The organism is Sphingobium indicum BiD32, from assembly GCF_000382885.1.
In the GTDB taxonomy this organism is placed as follows: Bacteria; Pseudomonadota; Alphaproteobacteria; order Sphingomonadales; family Sphingomonadaceae; genus Sphingobium; species Sphingobium japonicum_C.
In genome coordinates this window covers 1-1,243 of sequence record NZ_CAVK010000214.1, presented here as the reverse complement: position 1 = coordinate 1,243, position 1,243 = coordinate 1, and the positions used below count along the sequence as shown (strand labels likewise).

Here is a 1,243-nt window from a genome sequence, read left to right as displayed (position 1 = left end):
GAAAACCCGGGACGCTTCAATCCATCCCCTTCCGCCCGCTCCGGGGTGGCCACCCCGGAGCGGGCATCTCATGATGCCCCAACAGGCGGAAATGTCATAAGACAAGAGAACCCCGTGGGACACGACCAGAATCTGCGCGACCCAGCTGATCGACGGATCGCCCTTTGCAACTTCGATCTGGACGCGGGAGAGGTCGGTCGGAGAAAGGCCAAACCCGCCCAGACGCTGCGGCAGCAGAAGGCGCAAAAACCTTCCTCCTTCAACATCTGGTCGACGGCTGGCGTGGGGCTGCGCCGATTTTCGCCGGCTGGCGCTTCGCTTTGCAGAAATGCGCGCAGGCTACGGGCCTTCTCAACGAAGCGGTCGGCAACCGCCTTGTCGGCCCAGCCGACCTTCGTTCCGGGATCCAGCTCGCTACGGTAGCCATCAATTTATCCTTTCCTTCGGTTCGGTCGGGTGGCCTGCAATCTGCAAGGCCCATTCGCAGAGTCGATCGGGGGCGCTGTTCCAGATGTCGATCCAATCCTGCGTACCCGGTATGATGAGGGTGCTAAGTTGGAGCCTGACCAGTGTATCGACGAAAATATCGCGATGGATTTTCGTCCCCGTCAGCATGTCGAAATAGTCGAGCACCGGCGCCAACGCGCCCAGGACGGCCGCTTTATGACGACCGAAATGGGACCGCAGGAAGTTGAGGTGGAAAGCCGGCTCGACCTCGAAAATGCCGTCGGGCGCACGCTCGATCGTAAAATGCGCGTAGAAGCGCATGATGGCGTGAAATCGCTCGATCGGATCGGCCAGGTCGACGCCAGCTTCTGCAATGCCGCGTTCAAAACTGCTGCACACATATTCGCTGACGGCCGCGAGCACCTCTTCCTTGGAGCCGAAATAGCGATACAGGGTTCCGCGGGAAACGCCGCTGGCATCGCTGATATCGCTCATCGACAGCCGCCGGGCACCGAGACTCGAAATGGCGCGGATCGTACCGTCCAGAATTTTGAGGATGCTGCCGGTCTGATCCGTAGAGACCAGCTGGCTCCAGTCGCTGCATGGCATCAGTTTCATGTTTGCGCCTCCATTTCCGAGAGATTGTGAGGAACGCTCACATAACCCGGCAGATGCTGACCGCCATCGACGTTGATCAGTTCGCCGTTCATGTCAACGGCGATCAGATTCCAGGCCATCGGGGCGGAGTAAAAGCAGGCCACTGTGATGCGAGCCTGACGATATGAAGAGGGCCCCG

Annotated in this window: 1 protein-coding gene and 2 pseudogenes; all 3 read right to left on the bottom strand. The window is 59.7% G+C overall.

Features of this window, described 5'->3' with window-relative positions; genetic code table 11:
- Positions 1 to 246, bottom strand: a pseudogene (locus EBBID32_RS25035) (hypothetical protein); the annotation flags it as partial.
- Positions 247 to 426: 180 nt separating this feature from the next.
- Positions 427 to 1,065: a TetR/AcrR family transcriptional regulator gene (locus EBBID32_RS19665; RefSeq protein ID WP_006964773.1), complete on the bottom strand. Its 639-nt coding sequence runs from the start codon at positions 1,063 to 1,065 to the stop codon at positions 427 to 429.
- Positions 1,062 to 1,243 (bottom strand): annotated as a pseudogene (locus tag EBBID32_RS25030) (hypothetical protein); the annotation flags it as partial. The gene EBBID32_RS19665 and the pseudogene EBBID32_RS25030, both read right to left, overlap by 4 nt.

Coding starts and splice junctions, on each gene's coding strand:
- EBBID32_RS19665 (WP_006964773.1), bottom strand. CDS start 1,065: ATGAAACTGATGCCATGCAGCGACTGGAGCCAGCTGGTCTCTACGGAT.